At 44.8% G+C, this 26,105-nt stretch carries 18 protein-coding genes; 13 read left to right on the forward strand and 5 right to left on the reverse strand.

The window, feature by feature from the left end; all coding sequences use genetic code 11:
* Nucleotides 1-282 precede the first annotated feature (282 nt).
* The gene (locus QUB77_RS03335) at nucleotides 283-1,020 is read left to right on the forward strand and encodes an A/G-specific adenine glycosylase (RefSeq protein ID WP_333172803.1); all 738 of its coding nucleotides are present in this window, start codon (nucleotides 283-285) and stop codon (nucleotides 1,018-1,020) included.
* 379 nt (nucleotides 1,021-1,399) lie between these two features.
* Here QUB77_RS03335 and QUB77_RS03340 read toward each other — a convergent pair whose 3' ends face one another.
* Nucleotides 1,400-1,555, reverse strand: a complete 156-nt coding sequence (locus QUB77_RS03340; protein WP_333322828.1) for a hypothetical protein — start codon at nucleotides 1,553-1,555, stop codon at nucleotides 1,400-1,402.
* 151 nt (nucleotides 1,556-1,706) lie between these two features.
* On the opposite strand from QUB77_RS03340, the gene QUB77_RS03345 reads away from it, so the two are divergent.
* Nucleotides 1,707-2,909, forward strand: coding sequence for a phytochelatin synthase family protein (locus tag QUB77_RS03345; RefSeq protein WP_333172798.1), 1,203 nt, complete (start codon nucleotides 1,707-1,709; stop codon nucleotides 2,907-2,909).
* 233 nt (nucleotides 2,910-3,142) lie between these two features.
* Here QUB77_RS03345 and QUB77_RS03350 read toward each other — a convergent pair whose 3' ends face one another.
* Together QUB77_RS03350 and QUB77_RS03355 are read right to left on the reverse strand one after the other, a co-directional pair.
* On the reverse strand, nucleotides 3,143-6,595 hold the full coding sequence (locus QUB77_RS03350) for a WD40 domain-containing protein (RefSeq protein ID WP_333172796.1): 3,453 nt from the start codon (nucleotides 6,593-6,595) through the stop codon (nucleotides 3,143-3,145).
* Between the two features lie 36 nt (nucleotides 6,596-6,631).
* A complete protein-coding gene (locus QUB77_RS03355) occupies nucleotides 6,632-8,911 on the reverse strand; it encodes an AAA-like domain-containing protein (RefSeq protein ID WP_333172793.1) in 2,280 nt (759 codons plus the stop codon).
* 233 nt (nucleotides 8,912-9,144) lie between these two features.
* Here QUB77_RS03355 and QUB77_RS03360 point away from each other — a divergent pair, with 233 nt between their 5' ends.
* Nucleotides 9,145-9,519, forward strand: a complete 375-nt coding sequence (locus QUB77_RS03360; protein WP_333172792.1) for a hypothetical protein — start codon at nucleotides 9,145-9,147, stop codon at nucleotides 9,517-9,519.
* Nucleotides 9,520-9,728: 209 nt separating this feature from the next.
* On the forward strand, nucleotides 9,729-10,043 hold the full coding sequence (locus QUB77_RS03365) for a hypothetical protein (protein WP_333172790.1): 315 nt from the start codon (nucleotides 9,729-9,731) through the stop codon (nucleotides 10,041-10,043).
* A gap of 573 nt (nucleotides 10,044-10,616) precedes the next feature.
* On the opposite strand, the gene QUB77_RS03370 is transcribed toward QUB77_RS03365, so the two are convergent.
* Both QUB77_RS03370 and QUB77_RS03375 read right to left on the reverse strand, forming a co-directional pair.
* Nucleotides 10,617-11,975 carry a serine/threonine-protein kinase gene (locus QUB77_RS03370; RefSeq protein WP_333172788.1) on the reverse strand — a complete coding sequence of 453 codons (1,359 nt, stop codon included), beginning with the start codon at nucleotides 11,973-11,975 and terminating at the stop codon, nucleotides 10,617-10,619.
* Nucleotides 11,976-12,004: 29 nt separating this feature from the next.
* Nucleotides 12,005-14,518 carry an ankyrin repeat domain-containing protein gene (locus QUB77_RS03375; RefSeq protein WP_333172785.1) on the reverse strand — a complete coding sequence of 838 codons (2,514 nt, stop codon included), beginning with the start codon at nucleotides 14,516-14,518 and terminating at the stop codon, nucleotides 12,005-12,007.
* 652 nt (nucleotides 14,519-15,170) lie between these two features.
* Between QUB77_RS03375 and fbp the strand changes: the two genes are divergently transcribed.
* The 9 genes from fbp (at nucleotide 15,171) to QUB77_RS03420 (ending at nucleotide 26,040) form a co-directional block, all read left to right on the forward strand.
* A complete protein-coding gene (gene fbp / locus QUB77_RS03380; protein ID WP_333172783.1) occupies nucleotides 15,171-16,244 on the forward strand; it encodes a class 1 fructose-bisphosphatase in 1,074 nt (357 codons plus the stop codon).
* Nucleotides 16,245-16,501: 257 nt separating this feature from the next.
* Nucleotides 16,502-17,656, forward strand: a complete 1,155-nt coding sequence (gene tal / locus QUB77_RS03385) for a transaldolase (RefSeq protein WP_333172781.1) — start codon at nucleotides 16,502-16,504, stop codon at nucleotides 17,654-17,656.
* A gap of 212 nt (nucleotides 17,657-17,868) precedes the next feature.
* A complete protein-coding gene (locus tag QUB77_RS03390; protein WP_333172779.1) occupies nucleotides 17,869-18,675 on the forward strand; it encodes a hypothetical protein in 807 nt (268 codons plus the stop codon).
* A complete protein-coding gene (gene zwf, locus QUB77_RS03395; RefSeq protein WP_333172776.1) occupies nucleotides 18,676-20,205 on the forward strand; it encodes a glucose-6-phosphate dehydrogenase in 1,530 nt (509 codons plus the stop codon).
* A 164-nt stretch (nucleotides 20,206-20,369) separates the two neighbouring features.
* Nucleotides 20,370-21,734: a glucose-6-phosphate dehydrogenase assembly protein OpcA gene (gene opcA / locus QUB77_RS03400; protein WP_333172774.1), complete on the forward strand. Its 1,365-nt coding sequence runs from the start codon at nucleotides 20,370-20,372 to the stop codon at nucleotides 21,732-21,734.
* Between the two features lie 273 nt (nucleotides 21,735-22,007).
* Nucleotides 22,008-23,552: a cobyrinate a,c-diamide synthase gene (locus QUB77_RS03405; protein WP_333172771.1), complete on the forward strand. Its 1,545-nt coding sequence runs from the start codon at nucleotides 22,008-22,010 to the stop codon at nucleotides 23,550-23,552.
* Nucleotides 23,553-23,760: 208 nt separating this feature from the next.
* A complete protein-coding gene (locus QUB77_RS03410; protein WP_333172768.1) occupies nucleotides 23,761-24,252 on the forward strand; it encodes an ureidoglycolate lyase in 492 nt (163 codons plus the stop codon).
* Nucleotides 24,253-24,463: 211 nt separating this feature from the next.
* Entirely contained in the window at nucleotides 24,464-25,732 is a 1,269-nt protein-coding gene (gene codA, locus QUB77_RS03415; protein WP_333172765.1) for a cytosine deaminase, read from the forward strand.
* A gap of 26 nt (nucleotides 25,733-25,758) precedes the next feature.
* A complete protein-coding gene (locus QUB77_RS03420) occupies nucleotides 25,759-26,040 on the forward strand; it encodes a hypothetical protein (RefSeq protein WP_333172762.1) in 282 nt (93 codons plus the stop codon).
* Nucleotides 26,041-26,105: the final 65 nt, after the last annotated feature.

Raw genomic sequence — 26,105 nt, forward strand, 5'->3', positions numbered from 1 at the left:
AACTATCGAAAGAAATCTGTTGAATATCAACTATCGTCTATTCTCTGGCATTTTTGTTCGTTAATATACAAAATTTTACATTTTTCAAATATTTGAAATCAAAGTTGTTTCTAGGTTCCGGGGTCGGGCGGGTAGTTAATAAGATTTTTTTTATAAACCGCAGAGGACGCTGAGTACGCAGAGGAAGAGAATAACGAGAGCATAAAAAGATAGTTTTACAAATTATTTAAATCTGCTAATATAGAGATATAAACTTTGCAATTTATCAAAAGTACCAATCAAATGTCTACCTTAAATACCGTTGTTTTTTCTTCCGATATTGAGCCTGGGTCAAAGCATTTAGACGCTGCTAAAATCCGGTGGTTTCAACGCCGCCTGAAAGCTTGGGCCCGGCAGAATTTCCGTGATTTTCCTTGGCGGCGCACCTGCGACCCCTACGCGATTTTGGTGGCGGAGTTGTTGCTGCAAAAGACTACTGCCGCTACAGTGGCTCCAATTTATCAAGAATTTGTCGATCGATATCCGACTCTCTCGGATTTAGCGGCCGCGCCTGCTGCGGAAGTTGCTAGTTTGTTGCAGCCTTTGGGTCTTTTTTTTCGGGCACAAAAGCTGCGGGAATCCGTGCTGGTTATCTTAGAAAATTATCAGGGAAATGTTCCCCGCACGGAAGCTCAGTTGCTGGAACTTCCCGGAGTTGGCAAGTACATTGCCAGATCGGTTTGCGCTAATGCTTTCGGACAGCCAAAAGCGGTACTCGATACGAATGTTGCTCGGATTTTGCAGCGTTTTTTTGGAATTGACGGCGGTAAAGTAAAATCGCGATCGCCCGAACTTTGGGAAGCCGCAGAACGAGTCGCTCCCAAACAGCAAGTCGGGCCCTGGAATTTGGGTTTGCTGGACTTCGGGGCGGCAGTTTGTACCGCAAGAAACCCCCGCTGCCGCGAGTGTCCGCTGCAACAGCAGTGCGAGTACAAAATTAGCAGCGAACTCAACTCTAGGCTCATTGCCGAACTCAATTGACAAATTTTGTGCAGTCCTTATAGGGGCGGTTCCAAATAATTTATGACTCAAACCAACAATCTCAAAAACCCGCCCCACCACTGTAAATAATATTAATTAACTGTGCCACATCGGAAGTTATATCCGAAATTTAGTACCTTTACCAGGTTGCTAAAAACACTTTAATTCTCCTTTTGGTGGTTCTACAATTATCTGATATTTGAGAGTAATTCTTGACGAGATGGCTGGTTCTGCTAACCAACAAGGAAGCAGAAAGTGGCGCTGTGACATATTTGCTAATTGCCATGTCGTTATCACCCACCTTAATATAAATCCCCTGAGCATCGACCACCTCAGTGCCAATCCAAATCACCGGCTTAACTTTGATTGATTGCAACTTTTACAACTGTTGACCAGACTTTTCTAAAACATCGATCGCGTGAGTGATGATATTCAGAAAAGCTTGATTGATCCGATCGGCATACCGCTTAATCTGTGGCAAATTGCCGAATTGTTTCATCAGCTTGATGCCTAGCTGTCCCTCGCAAATGGTCACCTTTTTTAAATTTGCACCCAGAAAGTCAAACCTTCGCAGCGTTTTATTGCTAAAATTGAAAAAATAGTAAATAAGTGCATTCATCATTATCAAGGTGACGATTTTGCATAATATTTATTAGCACCATAAGCAATCAGGGTTAAAACACTCAATGTCTGCTAAAGGGTTTTATCGTCGTTCACTCCCAGATTCTGCTATTGCCTTTTCCTCCGTAGAGGGAAAGCAAATATTTCGAGAAGCGTTGGCACTGGGAGGTATGGAAGGGTATTTTGCTCTAGCGGAACAGTTTCATACTCAAGCAGAACCCGCTTTTTGTGGATTGGGTAGTTTAGTTGTTGTTCTTAATGCCTTATCCATCGATCCGGGTCGCATTTGGAAAGGGGTGTGGAGATGGTATGGAGAGGAATTTTTAGACTGTTGTTTACCTCTTTCAGTCATTAAAGAAAACGGTATCACCTTTGATGAGTTTGTCTGTATAGCACGTTGCAACGGTGCGGTTGTAAAACCTAATCGTTACCACCAAAGCAGCTTGGAAAAATTTCGGCAAGCAGTTGAGGAGGTGACTGCGGCGTCAGGTGATATTCATCTAGTTGTTTCCTACAGCCGAAAGGTATTGGGACAAACGGGTGATGGTCACTTTTCACCAATTGGTGGCTATCATCCCCAGCGGGATCTAGTTCTTCTGCTGGATGTTGCCCGTTTCAAATATCCACCTCACTGGGTTTCTCTGCCTTTGTTATGGCAAGCATTTGAATCTGTAGATCCTGTCACTAATCAATGTCGAGGTTATATTTTATTACAGAAGAGTGAAAGGTTGCCAGAAACCTTCTTTCATGTTGCTTGTGATTTACATCAGTGGCGTAGTGTTGCTCCTTACTTTACAGAAATACTCCCAGAAATTATAAGAAAAGAGCAACCTGATTCAATTGCTTCATTTGTCAGTACCATTCTGCACCATTGGCCTGTTGAATTCACAACTATGGTGAATACCTCCTCAGAGACAGCAGAGACACTTGAGAAATTACGGGCAGCTATTCAGTTAAATTCACTGTTTGATATTGTTCACCAATGCTTGTCAAGCGATGACTCGGATGCAATGTCTGTTGTAGGGAAGTGGCCGCACCAGCCATTCGTAGCAGAGATAATAACAGCAATATTACTCTCCTGTCCCGAAACGCTCTATGCAACCCTCAAACCCGAGTTACGACTGTGGTTTAGTGAGGTTCGCCACCTTGAGAAACTACTCCCTCCCTGGGATATAGAGATATCTAGATTGAGAGAACAAATGTCAGCACTCCAGGAGTTTTACACTTTATATTCCAAGGGACATCAGTGCAATATCCCTCAGAGTTAGTACCTACAGCCTTTTGAACTCCCCACACCTAGACTAACGACAAAAGTGAAAATTAAATAGCAAGATTTAATAATCCCATGCTGGTTCTGGTTGTGGATGAAGAGAAGATTCGTCGCAGCGAAATCTTAGGCTTGTAACTGATGCGAGTGAGGAATGGACAACGGAAAAAGTGGAAGTAGTGGGAAAAAAATGTAGGGCGAACATCTGGTTGGCTGCAGGTTTTTGCCTAAATTCTATTTGATTGACTGTTGACTGAGGTAATCAGCACACATCTTTTTATCCTCTGCTGTCACTTTCGGGTTGGTTCTGAGATAATCGTCGATCCAATTGCAACCTAATGCCATTAGTTTATCGAAATCCCAAACCCACAGTTTGATGGTGTTGTCACTGCTTGCAGAAGCCAAAGTTTTGCCATCGGGACTAAAGGCGACGCTCCAGACCAAACCTTGATGCCCGGTGAGGGTAGCGAGGGGTTTTTGGCTTTGCAGGTGCCACAGTTTGATGGTGTTGTCACTGCTTGCAGAAGCCAAAGTTTTGCCATCTGGACTAAAGGCGACGCTATAGACCGAATTGCTATGCCCGGTGAGGGTAGCGATGGGTTTTTGGCTTTCCAGATTCCACAGTTTGATGGTGTTGTCACTGCTTGCAGAAGCCAAAGTTTTGCCATCTGGACTAAAGGCGACGCTCAAGACCGAATTGCTATGCCCGGTGAGGGTAGCGATGGGTTTTTGGCTTTCCAGATTCCACAGTTTGATCGTCTTGTCGTCACTTGTAGAAGCGAAATTCAAGCCATCTGGACTAAAGGCGATGCTCAAGACCGAATTGCTATGCCCGGTGAGGGTAGCGATGGGTTTTTGGCTTTCCAGATTCCACAGTTTGATGGTGTTGTCGTCACTTGTAGAAGCCAATGTCTTGCCATCTGGACTAAAGGCGACGCTATAGACCGGATTGCTATGCCCGGTGAGGGTAGCGATGGGTTTTTGGCTTTCCAGATTCCACAGTTTGATGGTTTTGTCAAAGCTTGCAGAAGCCAATGTCTTGCCATCTGGACTCAAAGCGACGCTATAGACCGAATTGCTATGCCCGGTGAGGGTAGCGAGGGGTTTTTGGGTTTCCAGGTGCCACAGTTTGATGGTTTTGTCACTGCTTGCAGAAGCCAACGTCTTGCCATCTCGACTAAAGGCGACGCTATAGACCGGATTGCTATGCCCGGTGAGGGTAGCGGTGGGTTTTTGGCTTTCCAGATGCCACAGTTTGATGGTGTTGTCACGGCTTGCAGAAGCTAATGTCTTGCCATCTGGACTCAAGGCGACGCTATTTACCTCATTGATATGCCCGGTGAGGGTAGCGATGGGTTTTTGGCTTTGCAGGTGCCACAGTTTGATGGTGTTGTCACTGCTTGCAGAAGCCAGTGTCTTGCCATCTCGACTAAAGGCGACGCTCAAGACCTCATTGCTATGCCCGGTGAGGGTAGCGATGGATTTTTGGCTTTCCAAGTGCCACAATTTGATGGTGTTGTCACGGCTTGCAGAAGCCAATGTCTTGCCATCTAGACTAAAGGCGACGCTCCACACCGGATTGCTATGCCCGGTGTGGGTAGCGATGGGTTTTTGGCTTTCCAGGTGCCACAGTTTAATCGTCTTATCGCTGCTTGCAGAAGCCAATGTCTTGCCATCTGGACTAAAGGCGACGCTATTAACAGAATTGCTATGCCCGGCGAGGGTAGCGATGGGTTTTTGGCTTTCCAGGTGCCACAGTTTGATGGTGTTGTCACTGCTTGCAGAAGCTAATGTCTTGCCATCTCGACTAAAGGCGATACTCCAGACAGAATTGCTATGCCCGGTGAGGATAGCGATGGGTTTTTGGCTTTCTAGGTGCCACAGTTTGATGGTGTTGTCACTGCTTGCAGAAGCTAATGTCTTGCCATCTGGACTAAAGGCGACGCTATTAACAGAATTGTTATGCCCGGTGAGGGTAGCGATAGGTTTTTGGCTTTCCAGGTGCCACAGTTTGATGGTGTTGTCACTGCTTGCAGAAGCCAATGTCTTGCCATCTGGACTCAAGGCGACGCTATTTACAGAATTGCTATGCCCTTCCAAATGATTGCGCTCTTTTACTGCGGACACTGCTTGTTGCAGCACAGCTATCACTCGTCCTCTAATATGTTTTGTCGTCTCGGATGAAGAATCTAGCTGTTTGAATGCTTGCCCTGCCTTTAATGCTTCCAACAGTGCTTGGAATGTCTGTCCTGAACGAAATGATTCATTAGAAAAAGCAGTTTCCTGGATTACATTTGCTAAATTCTGGGCTTGAGTGACTTTATACGTGGCTAATTGCTCTGCTTTAATTAGCGTCTGATTCGCTTGAGTCAAAATTTTATTCGCTTGTCTCTGTGCTTCTAACTCTCGTTCAACTTCCCGTTGTTGGACTTCCCGACTGGCATTTAAAAACTGATAATCCAAATCGCTCAAACTTTTATCTGCTGCCCAAGTTTGAGCATCGTGCAAGGCTTGACCCCGCAACAGTCGCGATTCATCTTGGCAATCAGACTCTATCCAAGCTTTAAAACTTTCGCTGTAAGGGCGGAGTTCCGCTAATTGTTTTTCCACCCAATCCAGGTTAAAAACCGATTGATAAATCCGGTTATAAACTTTAAGTTTGCCAGACTGCTTAACCACCAACCCAGTTAATCGTAGTTCCATTTGTTCGGGAGTATCATCAGTCGCTATTTCATTGTGCTGCAAAATTTGCTGATAGAGTCCCAATAACCGACTGGCACGCTGTTCGCTGCGTAAAATGCGTCCTCTAATCGTTTTTAAATGTTCTGGTTCATCCTGTGCTTCCCAATTATCAATCACCTTTTCTTGGACTAAACTTTCTACCCACTCAGCGGGATTTGGCATGGGTGTAGGATTGGCACTACCGAGCATTAGTTTACAAAGCTTTTGTGTTAAAAATGGCTGTCCGCCCGTCCAATATAATACTGCTTCTAACACAGCTTGAGAATTTTCCGCTTGAGTTTCTAACCCCACTGCTAAAGGTTGGGCTTCTGCTAATTGAAACCCCGTTAACTCTATTCCTCGACCAATATTAAACGGAGTGCGTCGCTTGTCTTGAATTAAATCTGAGGGAGTAGCTACCCCTAACATCGTAAATGTTAATCGACGATAGTCGGGTTTATCAGCTCGATTATTATAGCAATCACGAATTACAGCAAAAAAATCTTCTATTTTAAAATTTAAGCTGAGTAAACTGTCCGATTCATCGACAAAAATTACTATATTTTCTGAAATTATCTTGAGTAATACTTCTTCAAAAAATTTACTGAATCGTTTAACATTCGATAGTAAGCTGTTCTGATCCCACCATTCATCTAAATCAAAAACGTCATACAAATCTAATCGGCTGACGATGCTATCAATCACGCCTGCATACCACTCTTCTGGCGTAATGTCTGAGGTGCCAATTTCTGTGATATCAATGCTACTACAGGCAATTCCCTCTGCTTGTAACCGCTGCATTGTCCGCACTCGCAGGGATGATTTTCCCATTTGTCGGGAATTAAGAACATAGCAAAATTCTCCAGCTTTTAAAGCTTGATAAAGTTCTTCATCCGCCTTTCTAGTGACATAAGTTGGGGCGTTTGCAGGCAGGCTACCCCCAACTTGATATTGATAATCCTTCATAGGTCATTGTTAATTTATAGGTGGAAAATCAGAGAATCAAGGAATCAATTTGTACAGCCGTACAGGTTCAGTAATTCCCTTTAACTGTTGCATACCTAAGTCAATCACATTTAAAGGAGAGTGGGTTTTAACGACTTGATAAACTGTTTCAGAAATACAGATTCCTCCTGGCTCTGCTTTCCCTTCTAAACGAGCCGCTAAATTTACACCAGCTCCTCTGATATCATTATTAAGAAAGAAGATTTCCCCCAAGTGAATACCAATCCGGTGTTGCAGGACATGACTCGCAGGTAAGGTTGTAGCAGCTTCGGCGAGACTTCGCTGTATTTCTAGCGCACAGGCTACTGCTTTTACGGCACTTTCTGGAAAGAAAATTAATAAACCATCGCCCATTTCTTTAAGGACTTTGCCTTGATGTTTAGCGCAGATGTCTCGGATGATGTTGAAATCTCGATTCACTAATTCTAGTGTCAGCTTTTGGTTGGCCACTGATAAAGCGGTGGAATTAACTACATCGGAAAAAATAATAGCTGCTAAATTACTCTCTACGCTAAAGCTTAATGGGTTATTAGATTGTTGCACAGCAGTCATATTTGGTTGGGGAAAAGCTAGGCGATGGCTAAAATATTGACGATACAAACCACACAATGGCATGACAGCATTTCCCTGAAATTTGATCAACCCCATGCTTCGCAATTTAAAAGCCTCTCCGGTATTAATTTCTACAGGTTGTTCGCTGTTAATGACTTGTCTAATTGTTGCTGCTAGTTCTGCATCTTGTTCTAAGTTAACTAAATGCCGTCGTAAATGATCGTAGTAAGGGCCTTCTTCAGTAGGAGCGACTTTTAGCAAGCTATCTAAGCTAATTCTCCCTCTGGCAATTTGGTAGAGAGCAACTCGCACTAAATAAGGATGACCGCCCACCATTTCCATCAGGTCACAAATCTCTTGATTTGACCAATTTAATTGGTGTCGATTCACTAAATCTGTTACCTGTTTGTGATTGAGTTCAGGTAATTCTATGGGCAATCCTACGTTAAATGGCGACTGATTAATATTGAGAGGAATATAAACTTCTTGAGAGTGAGAAATGACCAACCTCAGCTTTTTCCAAATTTCCTCATTTTTTCCCCGTTCGTGCCAAGCTCGTAATAATCCAAAGAAGTCGGTGGCTATTTCGGAATGCTCAAAAATGCGATCGACTTCATCTAACCCTAAAACAACAGGCCGATCGCTGTTAGATAGTAGATAGCGTTGGAAATACTTCGTGCTTTTATTTTTACTGCCGAGAACGCCTTTCCAATATTCTCCTAACCTATCTTCTAAATTTAATTCGTTGGTAATCTCACCACAAAACCACTGCAACAACTCATCAAGATTGGTGAGAAAACTGCCATCAGCCCATTGAAAGTTTAAATAAGCCGTTTGATAACCCTGTTCCTTGGCGTTGTATAAAATTCGCTGCACTAAGGAAGTTTTTCCCATTTGTCGGGGGGCTTTGATTCGGATTAAAGCTCCGGGCTTAACAATAGTTTGGTAGCAGTCAGATTCAATGGGAGGCCGATCGATATATAGGGGTGAATCTAAACTAACAGAACCTTCTGGGTTGTCTAAGTTGGAACTCGCAACGGGAGATACGGCGCTAGAGCGCGGATTTTCCACCACAGGCGACGACTCCTCAACGATATCGCTAACAGAAGCATCGCCCGATCGCCCTGCTGCATCCAACTCAGAAAAATCCGACTTTTTCTTTAATACCGGAGTCAGCTCTTCTGGAATACCAGCCATGCTGATGCTAACGCAACCCAATTTATAGGCAAATTCGATCGACTCCCCCGCCGCCAACGTATCGTAAAAACCTACAGCAAATTCTCGTGCGGCGCTATCTCCCACCGCTTGCTTCATGCCGATCACATAGGGAATGTGACGTGCGATCGCCTCAGCTTGCACTTCTGAATAGCAAGCGTTGAGTATTACGCACTCCACGTACTCATTAAACGCCTCAAACAAAGCTGCCAAAGCTTTGGTATTTACCAGCTTAATTTGTCCCGCCTCATCTTCCAAGGCTAAACCGCCTTCTCCTGCACCATGCCCAGAGAAATGCACAATCTCTGGTTTATAATCTAATATGGCTCGCTGCATTTCTCTGGGTGTCACCGCCCACTGTTGCTCAAGTTGGAACTTGTCGGCCTTTTTAGAGCGTTGTAACCCCTCTGCAACTTCCTTCGCCTCTTTCTGTAAGTCCACAGGGGTGGTATTTTTGGGGTTGGCTGCCAAAAACAGGATAATTTTTTTATTTCTAGGCGAAATACTCATTAATGGAACCTTTAGGAGAGGAGATACAGGAGCTTAACGACACTACCTCAGTCAGGGCGAGATATTTCTTGCCTTTATACGATATTTAACCACAAACATCTTTATTTTTGTTGAGCAGTAAACTGACAGAAACGATCGCCCTCAGTCAAGCATAACCAATCGAAAAGGCGATCGCTACCTGACGGGGTGACAACCCCGCCGAAAGCATTATCTGTAGAGCTTTTGGAGCTTTTGTGGTAAAAAAAGATGGGGTCGTGATTGTGAAAAATCCCCATCTATTAAATATGCTTCCTTCATTTTACCAAATCAACCTACAACAACAGCTAAAAGTCACCGAATATCTGACTTTAAAGATTTTGGTATATCTACTTGCTTGCCATAAACAAGTAAGCCTGGAATTGCTAGCTTCTTTGATGCCTTATCCGATTCTATTTGAAAGCCGCAGGCGCAGCCTACAACGATTTATCAAATGGGATTGCCTCCAAATAGAACGCCTGTGGTTCCCTATCGTTCAAGAAATATTGAAGCAGAAATTTAAAAATCATAAATGGTTAAAACTCGCTATCGATCGCACTTGTCGGGCGATCCAAAAACCTTTTTGTAATTAGTCTGATTTGGAACAAGCGAGCTATCCCCTTATACTGGCAACTCTTGGATAAGAGAGGAAGCAGTAATATTGCCGAGCAGCAAACTCTAATTACACCGATTTTAGAGCTTTTAAAGGATTACAAAATTATCATTTTAGGAGACGCCTCAATTTGGCAGCGTCAAACTAGGGAGCTGGCTGTATGAGCAAGACGTGAAATTCGTTTTTAGGGTGAAACAGGAACGCTATATTCAGCAAGAATTTGCCGAATATACTCATTTGTCCGAGCTGGGATTGTTACCCGGAAGTCGCTTTTTTCTCACGGGTGTTAAAGTCACTAAACAAAAAGGATTTGGCTTGTTTAATATAGCTGGTTATTGGCGTCGTAAATATCAGGGCAAGGTGGAGGATGAAGGTTGGTATCTTCTCACTAACTTAGAAACCCATAATACAGCAATTTCTACTTTCAAAAGTCGTATGGGTATAGAAGCCATGTTCAAAGATTGTAAGACAGGTGGTTACAACGAGCGAGAAGAGTCATGCTAATAATGAACGGTTACAAAAATTAATTCTCCTCATTGCTCTCGCTTACAGTTCTGCTATCCTGCCAGGTCAAAAAATCAAGCACCAGGGAATTCAAAAGTATGTTAGTCGCCTCACAGAACCTCAACGTTCCCAGCCCCGACACAGTAGCTTTTGGATTGGGCTATATGGTCAATCTTGGGTAGTTGGAATGGAGTTTTGTCAAGATATTATTGCAGAATTAATGAGGATGAAGGATGAGGCGAAATAAGCTACCCTTTTTTCAGAGGGGTCTGAGGGCTATGTCCTTGATTTTATCAAGCTTTTGACTCTTGTTGTCACCCGTCAGGATCGCTACTCTCAACTAATCTTTTTAGCTACGTATTCAACAAGTGCGATCGCCTTCCCCTTTTGCAGTTTTATTTCATAAATATCGAGATTTTTTATAGTTTTATTCTCATGCCAAATCCAGGATTTTTTGATGATTATTATTGCCTAAATTAGTACATAAAATCTTCTATACTTCCGCCTTTATTTAATCCACGCACTCCGAAAAAAAACTGGTTTTTAATCAAATCTGTGGATAACAACAAGAATTTATTTTAGTTTACTTAAACAATCATTCAATTCCCCTACCAACCATTCTTTCTCAGCTTGCGGCAAAAATAAGCCAAAACAATAGTTACGCGACTTGGTGCGAATCCGGCAAAAAGTCATCGATTTTTTGAGCAATGGCAGATGAATTCCGCTCAACTTTACCCGCTGGATATCTTGGGGAGTGATTTTAATTGGTCTGATGAATAGACGAGAAGCAATCCTAAACAAGCACCTACACAACCACATCAAAGCATAAAATACGGTAGCTATTATTATAGCTAGGATTGATATAACGAAAAATTGGTTAAATAATTTATCTAGCCAGTCGGCAGGAGCGTATTGAGACAAGCTAAATATAAAAAATACCAGAATCAAAGAGAAGGGAAGTAAAAATTTATAACTCAGATGAATGAACTGGAAAAAACACTTGATTTTGCTAGGTGCACGATCGGGGTGTATCTTGATTAATAACCACCGTTTAGCATCAATTAAAGTAATTCGTGATTGGGGCGATCGCTTAAACATTTTTTCGGGACTAATCCCGCTTGGCTGTTCCCCTCGCAGCGCTGATAAAGCATCTTTTGCTGAGTCAAATCGATCTTCACTTGCGGGTTCAATTATCTTCTCTAACCAGTCGGCAAACTCTGGAGAAATAGAGACGCGATCGCGGAATTGTACCTTCAGCTTGTGTCTGGGTAGATCGGATGGAAATTTCTGGGTTAACAAGAAAAGCAGCGTTGTGCCTAATCCATACAAATCTGTTGATAATACAGCTTTTCCTCTGAATTGTTCAGGTGCCATGTAACCGTAGGTTCCGACAACGGTACTGCCTCCTGTAACGGTATGATGGTAAGTATTTTGAACTGCACCAAAATCAACTAGGAAGACTCGCCCATTTTTTTGCAGAATTATATTTTGAGGTTTAATATCTCGGTGGATAGTAGCAGGTAACAGCGATTGCAGATAAACTAAAATTTCTAGCAATTGAGAGGCGATATGACGAACTTGCGATTCATTTGGTTTCCAGCCATTTTCTATCAATTGTGCGAGAGATTTTCCAGGTGCGAGTTGTTGGGCGATATAAAAACAACGATCTTGGGAAGTATCAACTTGAAAGTAGTCAATGTAGCGAGGAATTCCCGGATGATTCAATCCCGATAAAGTTTTGGCTTCTCGTTCAAATAACTCGACTTTCTTCCATTCAGTTGTCAGGCGCAGGGATAAAGCTTTGAGTGCAACTTTTTGATTGCTGTTTAAATCTACAGCAGCATAGGTGATTCCAACTCCACCCTGTCCTAATTTGCCGAGAATGCGATATCTTTCAGCAATGATTTTTTCCGATCGTTGTAGTGTTTCCATATTTTTCTGCCTGGGTTGATTTTGGATAATTAGTCTGTTGCGCCGCGAGATCTGAGTATTTTGGCTGCTGGGTCTCGGTCGGGGTTCCAGTTGGTTTTTACTATCTTGAGTGGCGTGTCGCCATAGCAGTTTGTAGCGTCAATTTTTGCACCTTTATCAATCAGCAATTGTAAGATTTCTACAGTGCCATAATGTGCTGCTTTGTGGAGTGGAGTTGTATCACACATAGCTCTATTATTAACATCTGCACCGTTTTTAATTAGCAGTGCAGCAATATCATTGTGTCCGATCGCGATCGCTTGATACAATGGAGTTTGACCGTCCGCATTTCTAGCGTTAACCCTTGCGCCATTAGCAATTAGCAGTTCAGCGATATCTTGAGAGCCTTGAGCAACAGCAAGATGCAGGGGAGTTTGAAGCAAGTTATTTTTGGCATTAACGAATGCACCTTTGGCCATGAGTTGTTTGGCTACATCCTTAAGTTTGAAATCGACAGCGATATGCAGTAAATTGCTGCCATATTCATCTTCACTATTAACATCTGGGTTTTTACTAATTAGCAGCGCTACTGTATCCTGAAGTTTCAGGTCTAGGGCGATATCCAGTGGAGTTTTTCTTTGATTATCCTGGATATTAATTTCTGCACCTTTAGCAATCAGCAATTTTAAAATTTCTACATTGCCATAATGTGCGGCTTTGTGCAGTGGAGTTGTGCCAGATCCATCTATATTATTGACATCTGTACCGTTGTTAATTAGCAGTGCAGCAATCTCATTGTGTCCGATCGCGATCGCTCGATACAATGGAGTTTGACCGTTCTCATTTCTAACGTTAACCCTTGCACCATTAGCAATTAGCAGTTCAGCGATATCTTGAGATCCTCGATCGACAGCTAGGTGTAACGGAGTATTTCCAGATTGGTCTATAGCGTTGATATCCAGCATTAGCAAAGCAGCAACTTCTTTTGTGGTTGCATAGTGCAGTGGAGTTCTTTTTGCACTATCCCGAATCGCAACATTTGCACCGTCTTTAATTAGCTGTTGTACCAACTCCTTAAAACCTATTTTGGCTGCATTATGTAATAAAGCTCTACTCTTGCCATTTCGGGCATTGTCTTCTTTGATGTTAATTTTTGCGCCTGCGGCGAGTAGTATCTTTGCGATCGCCTTTGATTTCGTTATATGTAGAGGAGTCAAGCCATTTTCGTTTTTGGCATTGACATCCGCACCTTTAGCAATCAGCAACTTGGCCATTTCAGGCGATCCGGCCCAGAACAGAGGAGTTGTATTAGAATATTGACTTCCTGTCCAGGCGTTAATATCTGCACCTTTAGCAATTAGCGTCTGTGCCACTTCTATGCGATCCAACATAGCAGCAAAGTGTAATGGGGTAAAGCCATATGGACCCTTAGCGTTGACATCTGCACCTTTGGCAATTAACAATTCTGCCACCTCTTTTGAGCCAGCCAAGTGTAGTAAATTCTCGTCGTTCTTTACCCTGCTATTGGCACTAATGCCAAGATCCAGATAATGCCTAACAGTTTGAGTATCTCCATGTTTGACAGCATTGACAACTGCATTGGGTGTAAATCCAATCCGGTTGAGTATCGGATATTTAAAGTGATTAAAAACAGCAACAGTAGCAATAGCAGCAATTCCTATTTTGAGGCGTTTTTTCCATTGCGTCGGATTGGATTTAACGCTACATATTTGAGGATTGCGAAGAGATTCAAGCGCTTCTTGTGCCGATTCAAAGCGGTTTTCTAAATCTGGCGCGATCGCTTTTTCTAACCAATCGGCAAATGCTGAAGAAATCTGAATTTGAGAGCGAAAATCTTTCTCTAGTATATTTGTTGGTAATTCGGCGGGCGAACGGTGGGTTAGTAAATACAACAATGTCGCTCCTAAACCATATAAATCTGTTGCAGGTACGGCTTGTCCGAGAAATTGTTCTGGAGCCATATAACCATAGGTTCCAACTACGGTACTTCCTCGCATTAAAGTATTGTGATAAGTGTTTTGCACTGCTCCAAAATCTACTAAGCAGACTGCCCAGTCTTTTTGTTGGTGGGAATCGATCGGCGATTTGAAAACAATATTTTCTGGTTTAATATCCCGGTGGATAACAGGTGGTGTCTGTGAATGGAGATAAACTAAAATCTCCAAAATTTGTGCGGCAATGCGTTGAATTTCGGATTCGCTAGCGTGCCAGCCATTTTCGACTAAACTGGCTAGAGATTGCCCTTGGGCCAGTTCTTGTACTATATAAAAACAACGGTTATCGGGAGTATCGACATAAAAATAATCCAAATAACGCGGAATTCCCGGATGATTCAATTTTGATAAAACATTGGCTTCTCGTTCAAATAGTTCCAGGACTTTCCACTCATTCATCTTCTGTAAAGACAAAGCTTTGAGTGCGACTCGCTGGTGTGTTTTGAGGTCAATGGCTTCATAAGTTGTGCTACTACCGCCTTCTCCGAGTAGCTTTTTAATCTGATAGTGTTTGACTAAGTTATGGGGAATTTGTTCAACAATATCCATAGCATTATCCTGAGTTGATGAGTACCAACAAACATTTTTTATTGGGGTTTTTACAACCCCTGTTTTGAGAAAATATTCAATAAAAATTGAGCGTTTGAGTAAAATTCAAACAATTCAATAGAAAAGTCAATGAATGACTATGTATATTTGCTTAAACGCTCAATGACCGTATTCCTACGGGTAGCTTACCCAGAATTTTAGAGTGTCATATCACCTTTAGCAAAAATTTGCGGTTGACAGATTTTGCCGTAGTCAATTCCAATAAGCACTTGTAACAGAGCGGGTTCGATCGTAATTTCAGGCTTTGAGTTGTCAATTATTAATCTTATTTGACTATCTCGAATGGCAAACAGGACGATCGCTTTTTTGCAAGCCCATACTTTCTCCCTCTGCGCCCTCTGCGTCCTCTGCGCCCTCTGCGTTAAATAAAAAATTAGGCATCGGGAATACACGCAGCAGACCAAACAATCGATCGAACTCCTCAATTTTCGATGCGGATCTAAAATTCACCTAAAGTTCGACGCCCTTTGGCAAAACCCTCCCTAAGATAGAAGTTAGGGGACGATCGGTCTCGTAGCCGATTCAGGAGCAAGTGTCAAGGACTCCATCGAACCCACATCTAGAGCCACAAGACAGGGAGGACATCAAAATCATGGTAAACGCGCCGACAGGGGAAGCCCGTCTGGGCCCGATCGATCAGGTGCAAGCCTTAGACCGCGATTGCACAACCCTATCTCGTCACGTACTCCAGCAACTTCACAGCTTTTCAACAGATGCTCAGGATCTTAGCGCCCTGATGAATCGCATCGGACTAGCTGCCAAGCTGATCGCGAGGCGGCTCAGCAGAGCCGGATTAATGGCAGATGCCTTGGGGTTTACAGGGGCTACGAACGTGCAGGGAGAATCCGTCAAAAAGATGGATATCTATGCTAATGAAGTGTTTATCTCAGTATTCCAGCAAAGCGGACTTGTCTGCCGCTTGGCTTCGGAGGAAATGGAAAAACCCTACTACATTCCCGAAAATTGTCCGATCGGGCGTTACAGTCTGCTCTACGACCCCATAGACGGTTCTTCCAATCTTGACATCAATCTCAATGTCGGCTCCATATTCAGCATCCGCAAGCAAGAGGGCGACGATGAAGACGGTTCTGCTTCCGACTTGCTGCAACACGGACACAAACAAATTGCCGCTGGCTATGTACTCTACGGCCCCAGTACCATGCTGGTTTATTCGATCGGTCAGGGCGTTCATTCCTTTACCCTCGATCCGAGTTTGGGCGAGTTTATTCTAGCTAACGAAAACATTAAGGTTCCCGATCGCGGCCCGATTTACAGCGTTAATGAAGGCAACTTCTGGCAGTGGGAGGAATCTTTGAGAGATTACATTCGCTACGTACACCGCAGCGAAGGCTACAGCGCTCGGTACGGTGGGGCTTTGGTGGGAGATTTCCACCGGATTTTATTCCAGGGAGGCGTGTTTTTGTACCCCGGAACGGTGAAAAAACCGGAAGGCAAATTGCGTTTGCTCTACGAATCGGCTCCTTTGGCGTTTTTGATGGAGCAAGCCGGCGGGCGCGCCAGTACCGGAGTTCAAGACATCTTAGACGTTGTGCCGACCCAACTGCACGAGCGATCGCCCTTGATTATCGGCAGTAAAGAAAATGTAGCGATGGTTGAGTCTTTTATTCAAGATCGATCGCGCAATCCTAGAACAGTCCAAGGGTGAAGGAAAAGGGAAGTTCGGCAACGGATTCGCTCCACGGATGTAAAGGATAGAAGGAAGTTCGGCAACGGATTCGCTCCACGGATGTAACGAATGTAATGGATGTCATGAAGAGGGAAGAAGGAAGAGGGTTTTAACTTATAACTTTCGACTCCCAATTACCAATTCCCCCTTGCCAATTACCAATTTTCAATTTTCAATTTTCAATTCCCAATTTCCAAGTTCCAATTAACAGCTATCAAATTGTAGGAGTTACAGTAATGACAGCAACACCAACGAATCACCTGTTAGAAATCAAAGAAATTGGCCAAAGTATCTGGATGGACAATTTGACTCGCGATCTGATTGAGTCCGGCGAACTCAAACAGATGATTGAAAGTAGGGGATTGCGCGGGATTACATCTAATCCGGCTATTTTTGAGAAAGCGATCGCGGGTAATGTGATTTACGACGCGGATATCGAAGCGGGCATCCGGGCGGGTAAATCTGTAATGGAGATTTACGAATCTCTGGTATTTGAAGATATCCGCAACGCTTGCGACATCTTCGCCCCAGTTTACGCAGAGTCAAAGGGTTTGGACGGCTACATTAGCATTGAAGTGCCACCGACGATCGCCAACGATACAGAAAGCACGATTAGCGAAGCCATGCGCTATTACGAAGCCCTCGGCAAAGAAAACGTGATGATTAAGATTCCGGGAACCGCGGAAGGTTTGCCTGCAGTCGAGCGAGTCATCAGCGAAGGGATTAACGTTAACGTGACTTTGCTGTTCTCGGTTGACAGCTACGTCGAAACCTTCTGGGCTTACATTCGCGGTTTGGAAGCGCGGGTGGCTAAAGGTTTGGATGTGAGCAATATTGCTTCTGTGGCCAGTTTCTTCTTGAGCCGGATCGACATCAATGTCGATGGCAAGATTGATGAGAAACTCAAAAATGTCACAGATATTTCCACCAAAGCCAAACTGGAAGCAGTGAAGGGGAAAGTTGCGATCGCCAATGCGAAGGTAGCTTACCAGAAGTATAAAGAAATCGTAGCGAGCGATCGCTGGCAAGCTTTAGCGGCTAAAGGAGCGAAAGTACAGCGCTTATTGTGGGCTTCCACCAGCACCAAAAACCCCAACTACAGCGATGTCATGTACGTCGATGAACTAATCGGCCCCGACACGGTTAACACTTTGCCGCCGAACACCGTGGAAGCTTGTTTCGATCACTGCGATGTCGCACCCCGGATTGAGAGCAACGTTGAAGAAGCTTACACCCTGATCGAAAGTCTCAAAGATCCCGACATCGACATCAACTTGGACAAAGTGATGGAAGACTTGCTCCTCGACGGGATCGAGAAATTCGTCAGCCCGTTCCAATCCCTGATGGATTCCTTGCAAGAAAAAGTGCAGAAGTTGTCGCCCGTGGCTTAGGCAGATATCTGTATCCTTGAAGGCAGAAGCATTGAGGAGTCGGAATAGATAATTGTTTTGCTTCCTAAATGCTGAGTTTTAAATCCTCTCTAGGAAAAATGTGCGCAATTGCGCACATTTTTCCTAGAAAAAAAAATCTAGTCCGTCCTCTATCACGACTCTAGCCAGAACTCCAACTCGAATTCTCCATCTCCCACCGCTGAGAAATTGCTATGCAAAGTACCAATACCCTACTCGATCGCGAGTATGCAACCGACCCACTTGATGTCGCCGAACGGGCGAGGCTTCAAGAACTGGAATTGATAGTAGAACAAGGACTTCAGACTTTTTACGAAGTCGGCAAAGCCCTTAACGAAATTCTGGTACAGAAACTGTACCGGGAAACCCACAAGACGTTTGAGGTTTATTGCTTAGAAAAGTGGAACATCGCCAGACGGACAGCCTATCAATTTATTGAGGCAGCTCTAGTGATGGAAAATTTGTGCGCAATTGCGCACATTTTGCCTAGAAAGGAAAATCAAGTTCGTCCTTTGACCAAACTATCCCCAGAATTACAAATTCAAATCTGGCAAGAAGCAGTAGAGTCATCACCCAACGGCATTCCAACTGGTGCAGCCGTTAAGCGCTTGGTTGAGGAGCGATTTCCTTCAGACGGCAGCGGGCGAACTGGCAAGGATGGTGCTTCAGAATTGGAGAAATTGCGATCGGACAATCAGCACCTTAGAGAGCAAATCCGAGAGCAAAACAGAGAAAGGGATCGCCGCGCTGCTGTGGCGTTGGAGTTGGAGCAACTGCGAGCAGAAAATAGGCAGTTGAAAGCTGAACTGCGACAACGGGATAAAGATTGGGAAGTTCGACTGGCTGCTGAGAGAATAAAAATCCGGGCGGAAGTTAGAGAGGAAATGAAAGCTGAATACGAAGGACAGATTAACTCTCTCACCCAGCAACTAGCAGAAATGACCGCCAACTATCACGCGGTATTGGCAAGATTAACAGCACTAGAAGCAAAAGGAAAATAAATGGTAACGCTACTTGAAAATCCACTGCGCGTCGGTTTACGAAAAGAACGAGTGCCGGAACCACAAATTCTGGTAATCTTCGGAGCTTCTGGGGATCTCACCCAGCGCAAACTGGTACCTGCAATTTATCAGATGAAGCGCGATCGACGCTTGCCACCGGAAACTACCGTCGTGGGAGTAGCCCGCCGCCCTTGGAGTCACGATTACTTCCGCGAGCAAATGCGCGAAGGCATTGAAGAATTTGGCGGCGGCATTGGCAATGAAGAATTTTGGCAAGATTTCGCTCAAGGTTTGTACTACTGTCCCGGCGACATTGACAACCCGGAAAGCTATCAAAAACTCAAAGCTTTCTTAGCGGAACTCGACGAAGACAGGAGAACTCGCGGCAATCACATATTTTATCTCTCAGTTTCCCCGAACTTTTTCCCAGAAGCAATTAGGCAACTGGGCGCGGCTCAAATGTTGACAGATCCAGCAAAACACCGCTTGGTAATTGAAAAACCCTTCGGCCGCGACTTGAGTTCGGCAAAAGCTCTCAACCGAGTCGTGCAGAAGGTTTGCCAAGAACAGCAAGTTTACCGGATCGACCACTATTTGGGTAAAGAAACTGTTCAGAATTTAATGGTATTCCGGTTTGCTAACGCGATTTTTGAACCGCTGTGGAATCGGCAATTTGTCGATCACGTACAAATTACAGTTGCAGAAACAGTAGGCGTAGAAGACCGGGCGGGTTACTACGAATCCTCTGGGGCGTTGCGGGATATGCTGCAAAACCACTTGATGCAGATTTTCTGTCTGACGGCGATGGAACCGCCGAACTCGCTCGACGCTGACAGCATCCGCACCGAAAAGATGAAAGTTCTGCAAGCAACTCGCTTGGCAGATTTGCATAACTTGGACTTCTCAGCGATTCGGGGTCAATATTCCGCAGGTTGGATGAAGGGCAAACCGGTGCCAGGTTATCACGAAGAACCGGGTGTTGCTCCCAACTCGACAACGCCGACTTTTGTGGCGATGAAGTTTATGATTGACAACTGGCGCTGGCAGGGAGTTCCTTTTTACCTGCGAACCGGCAAACGGTTGCCGAAAAAAGTTAGCGAAATTGCGATTCAGTTCCGCGAAGTTCCGCTGCTAATCTTTCAGTCCGCGGCCCAACAAACTACTCCTAACGTTTTGACCATGCGCGTGCATCCCAATGAGGGGATTTCGCTGAGGTTTGAGGCGAAAATGCCGGGGCCGGATTTGCGGACGCGGACGGTGGATATGGATTTCAGTTACGGTTCTTCGTTTGGGGTGACATCTTCGGATGCTTACGATCGCCTGTTAATTGATTGTATGCTGGGCGACCAAACTTTGTTTACCCGTTCTGATGAAGTGGAGGAAGCTTGGCGGGTGGTAACGCCGGCGCTGATGGAGTGGGAATCGTCCAACGACCAAGATTTGGTTCCTAAATACGAAGCGGGTACTTGGGAACCGGCGGAAGCAGAACTGCTAATTAACAGAGACGGCCGCAAGTGGCGCAGACTTTAAAAGTCAGTCGATTTTAGATTTTAGATTTTAGATTTTAGATTTTAGATTTACTGCACAGATGAATCTGACAGCTTAAACTAGGGTCTAAAATTTTGGGATCTCCAGGACTATTGAACTAATGACCAATCACTGATGACTAAAAACTGACAAAGGAGAAAAAACCGATGACGATGACACCGATGAAAGCTCCGCCTCTGGTTTCGCTGCAAAATCCTAAAGATGTGTCGATCGACCAAATAGAGGCCGAATTGAGTCAAATTTGGGAAAGTTACAGAGAATCGGGGTCGAAAGGGGATGTTCCGATCGCTAGTAGGGCAACAACTTTTACTTTTGTAGTCTACGAACCCGAAGAAACTCAGCGGTTATTGGCGGATCTGGGGTTTTACGACGGGCCGGTGGACGGTATTACCGGACCGATGACGGCATCTAGCATCAGGGCGGCTCAAAAAGCTTACGGGCTGCCGAGAACTGGCAAACCTAACGCTGAATTGCTGGCGACTTTGCGGGAAGAAGTGGCTCGCAAAAATTCAAAAGGCGAGGAGATGGGATCGAGTGGTTTGGGTTCCGGGGGTTCGGGCGTGGCTGACGCGATCGTGGCTGCCAATCCCTGCCGGATTATTGCTCTGTGCCCGACGGCGGGGGAAGATACGGGCGTGCAGGCTCAAGTGGCTGCTTATTGTCCTGTCCACAAGCGCACCACTGGCAATCTGATCTGCTGCGAGTACATTACCCTCCGGGGTACGGAAGCTGCGCTGGAACGGGTGAGCGGCATCGTGACGGCGCTGACGATCCCGGATTTGCCGACGCTGCTGTGGTGGAAGGCGAACCCGGATGCCGATCGAGGTTTGTTCCAGCGGCTGGCGGCAATTAGCAGTTCTGTGATTGTTGACTCTAGCAGCTTTGCCGAGTGTGAAGCGGAATTGCTGTTGATGCAAAGTCTGATCGAGGAGGGAATTCCGATCGCGGATCTCAATTGGCGCCGGCTGGCCGCGTGGCAGGAGTTGGCTGCTGAGGCTTTTGACGCCCCGGAACGCCGCGCTGCGATTCGGGAAATCGATCGGGTGACGATCGATTTCGAACAGGACAATTCTACTCAAGCGCTGATGTATTTGGGTTGGCTGGCGAGCCGGCTTCAGTGGCGTCCGGTTGCTTTCAAACAGGAAGAGGGCGATTACTACATCAAGCGAATTAAATTCGCGGGGCCGGACGAACGGGTTGTCGAAGCCGAGTTGGCTGCTATTCCTACTGCTGATACGGGCGATGTCCCGGGCGATTTGATTGCTCTGCGTTTGAGTTCTACGAACGAGAAGGCTGACTGCGGTACGGTTCTGTGTTCGGAAGTGGGCGGCTGTATGCGGATGGAAACGAAGGGCGGCGCTCAAACCGATCGGTTTAACCAGGTGAGTCCTCTGTTCGATCAGGTGACGGAACATTTGCTGGGTCAGCACTTGCAGAGTTGGGGTCGAGATGTGCTTTACGAAGAAAGTTTGGCAGTGACGGCTCAAATGCTGAAGTTGGCTAAGCGGTAAAAAGAGGGAAGAAGGAAGAAGGAAGAAGGATTGAGCTAATATTCAGTGGGGCAGGCAATGTCTGCCCTACTTTTTTAGGAGTTATGAATTTTAAGTTAGGAGTTTTGAATTAATCATGTTATTTAACTCAAAACTCTAAATTAATTCCCAAACGCCACTAAATTACCTCTCTTCTTCTCATTCTTCCTTCGCGCCCTAGCGCTTACGCGCGGCTTCGCCTAACGCGTCTTCGCGGTTCGTTAAATATGTATTTTTTGTAACTAATCTAGAACTATGGCTTTAGTAATTGCTGGTGAACGCAGCGGTGCGGGAAAGACGACTGTGACGATCGCCCTTTTAGCTTATTTAATCCGTCGCGGCTTGAATGTTCAATCTTTTAAGGTAGGCCCGGATTACATCGATCCGATGTTTCATGCTTTTGTCACGGGTCGCCCCTGTCGAAATTTAGACGCAATATTAACCTCTGAATCTTATGTAAAAAAGTGTTTTTCTCGTCATATTCAAGATGTCGATTATGCCTTAGTTGAAGGGGTGATGGGTTTATTTGATGGAGTGAGTCGAAAAAATCAGGAATCAGGAAGGCACGAGACGGATTTTGACACGGATACACGGATTAATTATCGAAAAGAAGAAGGCAATTATGATTTTTCCTTTGCTTCTACGGCTCATGTTGCTTATTTGCTGAATTTGCCGGTATTGTTTGTGATAGATTGCAGCAGGCTCTCTGGTTCTGTGGCTGCGATCGCGCATGGTTTTCGTTCTTTTAACCCTGACCTTAAATTCGCTGGTTTGGTGCTCAATCGGGTGGCCAGTGATCGACATTTGGAACTGCTTCAAGATGCTCTCCAACCGCTCAATTTACCTATTTTGGGGGTTTTGCGTAGGGATGAGGCTGTTACTATTCCCGATCGACATTTGGGGCTGATTCCTGCTGAGGAGTTGCCGAATCTTCATGCTGCGATCGATAAACTGGCTGATTTGGCTGCTGTTAGTTTTGACTGGGAGCAACTTTTGCCTTTGTTGGCTGCAACTCGAAATGGGGGGGGTGAGGGGTCTGAGCAACTTTCGGGTAGGCACAGTCTCCCTTCGGTTACTATAACTCAAAAAGATGATGTTGTCAACTCTTTGGGAAAACAATTTGGAGTGAGGATTGCAGTTGCGCGCGATCGGGCTTTTAATTTTTACTATCAAGACAATCTTGATTTGTTGGAAGAGTTGGGTGCCGAGTTGGTATTTTGGAGTCCCCTTGATGACTCGGCTTTTCCTGACAATGTGCAAGGGTTATATTTTGGCGGTGGTTTTCCCGAAGTTTTTGCTCAAAAACTAAGCGGTAATGTTTTAATTCGGGATGCGGTAAGAAAGGCGATTTTTTCGGGAATGGCGACTTATGCGGAGTGTGGCGGTTTGATGTATTTGTGCGATTCTATTGTAGACTTCGATGGCAATTCTTGGCAAGGGGTGGGGGTGTTGGAAACTTCTGCTGCGATGGGAAAGCGTTTGACGCTGGGATACCGAGAAGCTGTGGCGGTGAGGGATAGTTCGGTGTTAACTGCTTTTGATGAGGTTTGGGGACATGAGTTTCATCGATCGCATTTAACTGTGGAACCGACTAATCCAGTTTATCACAGTTGGAGGTATGGCAAGCGGGGGGAGGTTGAGGCGGTTGCTGAAGGTTGGGGAGTTTGTCAGGTACACGCTTCTTATTTGCATTTGCACTGGGGTGCTCGGCCTGATATTCCGGCTCGTTTTTTGCAGCAGTGTGCTGATTTTGATTGTAAGGGTGTTTTGGGCGATCGATCTCAAGTAATATCTTTTTAACGAACCGCGAAGACGCAAAGGACACGAAGGAAGAGAATGAAGAGGAAGCAGAAGATAGGTAATGTGTGTAGCGCTTTGGCAGTAAATTAATTCAGTTTTTTGGGAAGTCGCAAAGCCTGTTCGTGGCTGCGCGCCGAGTAGAAATAAAGTGGTCTTACTATTTATATTAGAATATTTATGACGGAGAAAGCTAGGGAGGTTGGGATTTATGAGCGAATCAATTTCAACTAAGCAGTTGTTTGCACAATGGGTGACACCGGAGAATTTTCGGCGTTACGGTCAAGTTATCTTTGCGGCTGTTGATGGCAAGTCTTTTGATGCTGAGGATGCTCAGTTAAGTTTGCAAAATGGTATTCCTAGATTTTACATCATGCGGCTGCAAAAGAAAGGTCGCAAGTTTGGCAAAATTACGCGACACGTTCAATGTACTCAGTGTTTGGGTTCTTTGGAGGGGAAGGATTGGTTGATGGCGGTTGCGCCTCCTGGGGATAGCTATAAACCGAGTTTAGAGGATATGGCTGCTTTTCGGATTCCGGGCAATTGTTTTATTAAGTTAGATGTGGGAACTTGGCACGCTGGGCCTTATTTTGATGCGGATTTTGTTGATTTTTACAATCTGGAATTGAGCAATACTAATGTGGTTGACCATTTTAGCTTTGATTTGATAAAAAATCACAATCTGGAGTTTGAGATTGTCTGAGGTTTGCGATTTGTAGTTGCGCTTTTTTGTGGGTGATTATGGTTATAGGTTGCTTTTTTGAGTAAGATTTTTTAACCGCAGAGGGCGCAGAGGACGCAGAGGAGGAGTAGGAGGGGGTTCGCAAGTGATTGGGGAATGCTTTTGGTCTCACTAGGCTGAGTAGCAACTAGGAAGTATAAAGTTTACAAGTGTTAAAATAGGTGCAATTGTCATGCCTGAGCAAAAGTATAGCATTGTTCTGCGCGAATGTCGTTTGTTAGGTGCGGGCGACGATCGCCCAACGGTAGATATTGCTATTGAGAATGACCAAATAGTCGCCGTTTCGCCCCATATATCAGAATTTGGCGAACGCGAAATCGACATTCAAGGCAATTTAGTTAGTCCTCCCTTTGTGGAGTCGCACATTCATCTCGATTCGGCTTTGACTGCGGGGGAACCGCGATGGAATCAAAGCGGCACTTTGTTCGAGGGAATTCAAATCTGGGGGGAACGAAAGCAATGTTTAACTCTGGATGATGTCAAAAAACGGGCTGTTGAAACTTTAAGGCTGCAAGCGTCTCAAGGGATTTTGTTTGTCAGGAGTCACGCTGATGTTAGCGAACCGACGCTGACTGCTTTGCAAGGACTTTTGGAAGTTCGCGAACAAGTGAAAGATTGGATGACTCTGCAAGTTGTGGCTTTTCCCCAAGACGGGGTTTACGGAAGTCCAGAAAATGACAAACTTTTAGAGAAGTCTCTGGATATGGGTGCGGATGCTGTGGGCGGGATTCCGCATTATGAGTTGACGCGGGAAGATGGGGTGAAGTCGGTTGAAAGAATTTTTGAACTTGCTGAAAAATACAATAGATTAATAGATGTTCACTGCGATGAAATCGATGATGAACAGTCGAGATTTTTGGAGGTGGTAGCAGCTTGTGCTATTAGAAGCGGGGCTGGTTCGCGGGTGACGGCTAGCCACACGACAGCCTTCGGTTCTTATAACAATGCTTATGCTTTTAAGCTGATGGGAAGTTTGGCAAAATCGAAAATTAATTTCATTGCCAATCCTTTAATTAATATCACCCTGCAAGGCCGCGCTGATACTTATCCCAAACGCCGTGGGGTGACGCGAGTTAAGGAGTTGTGGCAGCAGGGATTGAATGTGAGTTTTGGCCACGACTGCGTGCAAGATCCTTGGTATAGTTTAGGTACGGGAAATATGTTGGATGTCGCTTATATGGCGGTTCATGTTTGTCAGATGACGGGAATGGCCCAGATTGCAGCTTGTTTTAATATGGTCACTGTCAACGGTGCTAAAACTCTCAATCTGGGAGATGATAATTATGGGATAGAGGCGGGGAAACCTGCAAATTTGATTGTGTTGGATGCTGAGGATTGTTGTGATGCAATTAGGAGGCGCGCTGCGGTTCGGTATGTGATTTCGCGGGGTAAGTTGTTGGCGGAAACTGCACCTGCTAAAGTTAGTTTTTATGGTATTTGACAAACAATATTTTACGTTGTTAAATTGTGAATCAAGGTGCTATTCCCGATGAGAGTCCGAGAAATTTGCAGGAGCAACTCCTACTGCAAGATGCCAAGGCTGGTAATTGCATAGTAATTCATTGCGGTACAGATAGATTGTTGGGGGATGCACCGAGACTTATTGCTGTTTATGGCGGGAATTCTGAAGATTGGGATAAAATGACAAGTATTGAGGCTTTTGAAATTAATGGAGCTTCCGTACAAGTCCATTGGTTTCGGAACAGTCAGACTCTTCAAGATGTGGAGTTTAAGTTCATACCAATTTAATATGAAGCTGCATAGAATAGGGCTTCAAGAATAAACTTGTAAGATGACAACGAACTAATTTGGTC

Source organism: Microcoleus sp. AT9b-C3, assembly GCF_036705485.1.
Lineage (GTDB): Bacteria > Cyanobacteriota > Cyanobacteriia > Cyanobacteriales > Microcoleaceae > Microcoleus.

Coding starts and splice junctions, on each gene's coding strand:
- QUB77_RS03335 (WP_333172803.1), top strand. CDS start 283: ATGTCTACCTTAAATACCGTTGTTTTTTCTTCCGATATTGAGCCTGGG.
- QUB77_RS03345 (WP_333172798.1), top strand. CDS start 1,707: ATGTCTGCTAAAGGGTTTTATCGTCGTTCACTCCCAGATTCTGCTATT.
- QUB77_RS03350 (WP_333172796.1), bottom strand. CDS start 6,595: ATGAAGGATTATCAATATCAAGTTGGGGGTAGCCTGCCTGCAAACGCC.
- QUB77_RS03355 (WP_333172793.1), bottom strand. CDS start 8,911: ATGAGTATTTCGCCTAGAAATAAAAAAATTATCCTGTTTTTGGCAGCC.
- QUB77_RS03370 (WP_333172788.1), bottom strand. CDS start 11,975: ATGGAAACACTACAACGATCGGAAAAAATCATTGCTGAAAGATATCGC.
- QUB77_RS03375 (WP_333172785.1), bottom strand. CDS start 14,518: ATGGATATTGTTGAACAAATTCCCCATAACTTAGTCAAACACTATCAG.
- fbp (WP_333172783.1), top strand. CDS start 15,171: ATGGTAAACGCGCCGACAGGGGAAGCCCGTCTGGGCCCGATCGATCAG.
- tal (WP_333172781.1), top strand. CDS start 16,502: ATGACAGCAACACCAACGAATCACCTGTTAGAAATCAAAGAAATTGGC.
- QUB77_RS03390 (WP_333172779.1), top strand. CDS start 17,869: ATGCAAAGTACCAATACCCTACTCGATCGCGAGTATGCAACCGACCCA.
- zwf (WP_333172776.1), top strand. CDS start 18,676: ATGGTAACGCTACTTGAAAATCCACTGCGCGTCGGTTTACGAAAAGAA.
- opcA (WP_333172774.1), top strand. CDS start 20,370: ATGACGATGACACCGATGAAAGCTCCGCCTCTGGTTTCGCTGCAAAAT.
- QUB77_RS03405 (WP_333172771.1), top strand. CDS start 22,008: ATGGCTTTAGTAATTGCTGGTGAACGCAGCGGTGCGGGAAAGACGACT.
- QUB77_RS03410 (WP_333172768.1), top strand. CDS start 23,761: ATGAGCGAATCAATTTCAACTAAGCAGTTGTTTGCACAATGGGTGACA.
- codA (WP_333172765.1), top strand. CDS start 24,464: ATGCCTGAGCAAAAGTATAGCATTGTTCTGCGCGAATGTCGTTTGTTA.